Consider the following 4,156-nt stretch of genomic DNA (forward strand, 5'->3'; position numbering starts at 1 on the left):
CCGTGCCCGCGCAGCGCGGTGAAGCAGGAAGCCCCCGGAAGGGTCGGACGACCCAGGCCGGAATCCCTGGACTTTAGGCCAGGGAGCACGTCAACTTCTTCTGTGCGGTGGCCGACGGGGGCGTGGAAGACGTCCGTCTGGGCGGTGGCGGTCTCGTACAGACGGCGGGCATGGCCTTCGCCGCGGTGGTCATCGTCCACCCAAATGTTCATGATCTCGTGGCGGTCGGTGGAGACGTACAGCTCGGCGATGAGCTGGCTGTCCTCGTCGCGGGTCTCCCAGATGAGATTGCTGCTGCCGTCGCCGTAGTAGTCGCCGGTGCGGTGGGTGATGGTCAACATGGTGTTCCCCTCCGGGTGCGACCGCCGCCCCCCATCTGTAGATGACTCTACAGGTCACCTGTAGACGTGTCTACAGCGGGGGGGGGGGGCTTCGTGAGAGGTAGGGGTGTCCGCAAACGAACGTCTGTGAGACGCGAGTCGGTGAATCGTAGCTTCCTGCGGCTTCTTTGTTGCGGAACTCGTGTCCGCATCTATGTAACGACCTCCCCCGTTTGCGTACACTGGAGTCATGAGACTCGGCTACGGGCGCGTATCGACGCGCGACCAACACCCCGAAGCGCAACACGACGCGCTCACCGAAGCAGGATGCGACCGACTCTTCATCGAGAAGAGAAGCGGCAAGCTCGCATCCCGCCCCGAACTCAACCGACTCCTGGAGCAGATGCGGGAAGGGGACACGGTCGTGGTGACCAAGCTCGACCGCCTCGGCCGCAGCCTCGCCAACCTGATCGAACTCGAATCCACCTTCCGGGCCGCCGGTGTCGGCCTCGTAGTCCTCAACCTCGGCGTCGATACATCGACTGCGTCCGGACGCATGGTCTTCAACATGGTCGGCGCCGTAGCCGAATTCGAGGCGTCGCTGAACTCGGAGAGAACCCTGGACGGCCTCGCCGCCGCGCGAGCCCGCGGTCGCACTGGCGGGCAGAAGCCGAAGCTCCGACCTCGTCAGATCAAGCTGGCGCAAGAGATGTACGACGAGGTCGGCGACGACGGCAAGCGCAAGTACACGGTTCAGCACATCGCCGAAGAGTTCGGCGTTAGTCGGCCCACCATCTACCGGCACCTGGAGAAGGCGTGACATCGGTCGCCAGTCCAGGCTGACGCAGCAGCGCCCCGACCGGTAATCCGGTCGGGGCGCTGCTCTATGTTTGGGTGCGGCCACCGAGGGCCCGAAGGCTCACCTCGAAAGGCGCTGCGAAACGCGGTGGCCGCACCTGCACCGTAGGCCATCAGTCTGGCGGTGTCACCCCTCGTCACGCCGCCTCGTAGTGGTGGGCCTCGCCGCCGCGCCACTCGACCCAGTTCGGGTTGTCGAGGGCATGCTCGGCGTCGTAGATCCCGGCCCGCCGGAGGAATTCAAGGAGGTCGCGGTCGTCGCGGGCGAGGCCGGCGATCTCACCGTTGATGGTGACCGCCCGGCCGCCTGCGGAGGAAGGGTGGTGCACGACTATCGGGGCGTTCATGCCTCCAGGGTGCAACTCCGCCGAGGTCACAGCACCCCGAGTTCCGTGTCCGGCCGGCAGTGCGTGCACGCCCGGATCCCCTCGGCGAGCGTGGCAAGGGCCTGCTCGCGGCTGATGGCCCGATGGCGCTTCCCGATGGCGTAGCAGTGTCCGGCGTGGACCTCGATGGGCCGGGCACCGAGGCCGATGCTGAGCTCCATCACCCAGTCCGGGGTGGGTGGCCGCCGCTCCTCACCCTGCCGCTGCTCAGCCTCGCGGCGTTCCTCGTCGGCGATCCACCGGTCGGTCTGGGCGAGCTGCTGCTCCTGCACTCTCCTGAGGAAGCGCAGCATGACCAGGCGCGACGGACTATCGGATATAAGTTCGATTCTAAGTCTTTCCTGGATCTCGGCGAACTTCGCCCACCCCTGCCACACTGGCCGTGGCCCGCCGTGTCACCCCCGTCGCGGCGGGCCACCGCGGTTGTCATACCGGCCCAGTACCGTGGACTCATCCCATTCGCGCCTATGGCTGGGCGCAGCTACGAGACCGCCCCTCACCCGGAACAGCGCCCGGGGGAGGGGCGGACGTGCGTCAGCCGTCGCCTTCCGGCTCCGGATGCAGCACGGCTCTCTTCACGGCCATCTCCAGTTCGACCCGGGACACCCCGGTCGCCTCGGCGTGCGCGGTCACCGCGGCCTGGAACTTCGCCGCCGCCTCACGCCACGGCTCCCACGCCTCCTTTGTGTAGGGCTCGGCGAGGGCCTTGCGCTGCTCTTCAGCGGCGGAACGTTCCAGCATGATCAGTTCTTCAGGGATATCGATTGCCACGGCCGGATCGTAAACGGCGGCGCTGACCATCGAACGCAGCCGCGCAGGTCATGCCGCTTTGACGACATCCGCCCGGACCGCAGCTTCCCACTCCACCAGCAGCTGCTGGTACTCCGCCTCACCTTCCGCCGACAGCGGGCCGGCCGCCCACAGCGCGCGGATGTCCGCGTTCACCGCGGCGGGCGAGCGCACAGGTGTGACAGGGGAAGGAGTGATCGACATGAGAACAAGCTACGGGGCAGGACTGACAATGGCCCCGACCGCGTCGAGGGCGAGATGCCAGGGGAAGGCCTGCGGGTTGCCCTGCTTCGGAGGGTGCGACTCGTACCCGTCAGGCCCGTCGAGGAAGACCACGCCTTGGCTGCGGAGGTCAGCGATGCTGCGGGCCACAGCCGGCTGAGCACCCTGCGCCTGATTGAAGTACGGCATCGCGACCACCGGCACACCCATGTGTACGCCCTCGGATACCAGCCCAAGAGCCACCGTGTCGGCGATACCGTTGCCCCACTTGTTCAGGCTGGTGCAGCTGAGCGGAGCGACGAGCATGGCGTCCGGTTTTGGAAGCGCGTCTGTCTCCCAGGGGAGCTTGTACCGGGACCGCACCGGGTGCCCGGTCAGCTTCTCCAGCTCGGCCATGCGCGGCCCCCACCAGGTCGCCGCCGACGGCGTCAGGATCAGGCAGGTATCCCAGCCGCGCGCCTGCGCCTGCCGGACGCCCTCGTCGATGTACTGGGTCGGGCCGGCCGCGCAGGCAATGAGATAGAGAACTCGCTTCGTCATGCGGGGAGTCCACATCGCGCGGCCAGGCGGCGCAAGTCCCCGCCGGGAACCGGGGTTGCCCCGACCACGTCGGCTACGAGGTCGACCGTGGACTGCCGGCCGATGACCTCTTCCGGGGCCAGCCGCGCCGCCTCGATCAGCGACTCGGCAGCGGTCTCCTTCCGCCGTGTCAAGAGCTGAGCGCGTGCCATCGTGATGAGGTGCTGGGCCTGCCGCTCCTTCGATAGCCCATACAGCGCTTCGCCCTCCAGTCCATCCGCAGCTTCGATCGCCGACCACCCGTCCTCGAATCTGGTCAGCACATCCACCCGGTGGAGACCCACGTTCGTCGGCCCGAACATCGTGTAGTCCTCGTCGAGGTCGGCACCCTGTTGGTCAGCCACTTCGGCAGCCTGATCTACGTGTTCACTGGCTTGTCGAACCGCGGCCGTCGACCGGTCCAGGGACGCGGCTGCGATCGCAGCGTTCAGGTACAGCATGCCGAGCGTCGACAACCCCAGAGGGCCGCTCGCCTCCAAATCCGTGGACAGGCGCCGCGCCGCCCCTATGGCGAAGTCCACGGCCGCGCGCGGTTGCTGCTGATACGTGAGCGACTTCGCAACCCGCCTCGACGCCGCACCGATCGCGACCGCGTCACCGGAGCGCTCTGCTGCAGCCAGGGACCGGTCGGCAACCACGGCAGCTTGAATTGCCGTCGCCGGACCGTACTTATGAAGGAATGAGGCAGTCAGCTGAAGGACTCGCGACAGCAGAGCGTGGGCCTCGCTGGCCTCAGCGCCGGCCCGCGCTGCGCACTGCCTGGACCTGACGATCAGCATGGGCAGGTCTCGTCCGAGCGCCCCGTAGTGGCATGCCTGGAATGCCTCGCAGCAGTACGTGAGCCGTCGTCGCAGCTCCGCGAGCGGCGGGGGATCCCCGGTCTCATCGTCGCTGCGGTAGAGGACATCAATGACAGCGAGCGCCTCGACAGGCGGCGTGGTCGTCGAGGGTGGCTCAAGAGGCCCGTCCATCAGTAGCTGCTCCAAGGGGATGCGCAGGACC

The 4,156-nt window shown here is 67.3% G+C and carries 8 protein-coding genes; 1 reads left to right on the forward strand and 7 read right to left on the reverse strand.

Annotated features, from left to right (window positions below; genetic code table 11):
* On the reverse strand, nucleotides 1–341 hold a 341-nt coding region (locus ACWCQ6_RS36035), incomplete at its 3' end, for a hypothetical protein (protein WP_451096564.1).
* Nucleotides 342–570: 229 nt separating this feature from the next.
* Between ACWCQ6_RS36035 and ACWCQ6_RS36040 the strand changes: the two genes are divergently transcribed.
* Nucleotides 571–1,140 (forward strand): recombinase family protein, encoded by a 570-nt coding sequence (locus ACWCQ6_RS36040; protein WP_451096566.1) that lies wholly within the window; start codon nucleotides 571–573, stop codon nucleotides 1,138–1,140.
* A gap of 175 nt (nucleotides 1,141–1,315) precedes the next feature.
* On the opposite strand, the gene ACWCQ6_RS36045 is transcribed toward ACWCQ6_RS36040, so the two are convergent.
* The 6 genes from ACWCQ6_RS36045 to ACWCQ6_RS36070 all read right to left on the reverse strand — a co-directional run.
* Entirely contained in the window at nucleotides 1,316–1,525 is a 210-nt protein-coding gene (locus ACWCQ6_RS36045) for a hypothetical protein (protein ID WP_451096568.1), read from the reverse strand.
* A 26-nt stretch (nucleotides 1,526–1,551) separates the two neighbouring features.
* On the reverse strand, nucleotides 1,552–1,836 hold the full coding sequence (locus ACWCQ6_RS36050) for a DUF6233 domain-containing protein (protein ID WP_451096570.1): 285 nt from the start codon (nucleotides 1,834–1,836) through the stop codon (nucleotides 1,552–1,554).
* A 262-nt stretch (nucleotides 1,837–2,098) separates the two neighbouring features.
* Complete coding sequence (locus ACWCQ6_RS36055; RefSeq protein WP_451096572.1) at nucleotides 2,099–2,335, reverse strand: hypothetical protein; 237 nt, start codon at nucleotides 2,333–2,335, stop codon at nucleotides 2,099–2,101.
* Nucleotides 2,336–2,383: 48 nt separating this feature from the next.
* Nucleotides 2,384–2,557 (reverse strand): hypothetical protein, encoded by a 174-nt coding sequence (locus tag ACWCQ6_RS36060; RefSeq protein WP_451096574.1) that lies wholly within the window; start codon nucleotides 2,555–2,557, stop codon nucleotides 2,384–2,386.
* A gap of 9 nt (nucleotides 2,558–2,566) precedes the next feature.
* Nucleotides 2,567–3,115 carry a flavoprotein gene (locus ACWCQ6_RS36065; RefSeq protein WP_451096576.1) on the reverse strand — a complete coding sequence of 183 codons (549 nt, stop codon included), beginning with the start codon at nucleotides 3,113–3,115 and terminating at the stop codon, nucleotides 2,567–2,569.
* The coding region (locus ACWCQ6_RS36070; protein WP_451096578.1) for a DNA-binding protein at nucleotides 3,112–4,156 on the reverse strand (1,045 nt) is incomplete at its 5' end. The genes ACWCQ6_RS36065 and ACWCQ6_RS36070, both read right to left, overlap by 4 nt.

Source organism: Streptomyces sp. NPDC001880, from assembly GCF_053594575.1.

Excerpts from the sequence above, each read along its gene's own strand:
- ACWCQ6_RS36040 (WP_451096566.1), top strand. The coding sequence starts at position 571 with ATGAGACTCGGCTACGGGCGCGTATCGACGCGCGACCAACACCCCGAA.
- ACWCQ6_RS36045 (WP_451096568.1), bottom strand. The coding sequence starts at position 1,525 with ATGAACGCCCCGATAGTCGTGCACCACCCTTCCTCCGCAGGCGGCCGG.
- ACWCQ6_RS36060 (WP_451096574.1), bottom strand. The coding sequence starts at position 2,557 with ATGTCGATCACTCCTTCCCCTGTCACACCTGTGCGCTCGCCCGCCGCG.
- ACWCQ6_RS36065 (WP_451096576.1), bottom strand. The coding sequence starts at position 3,115 with ATGACGAAGCGAGTTCTCTATCTCATTGCCTGCGCGGCCGGCCCGACC.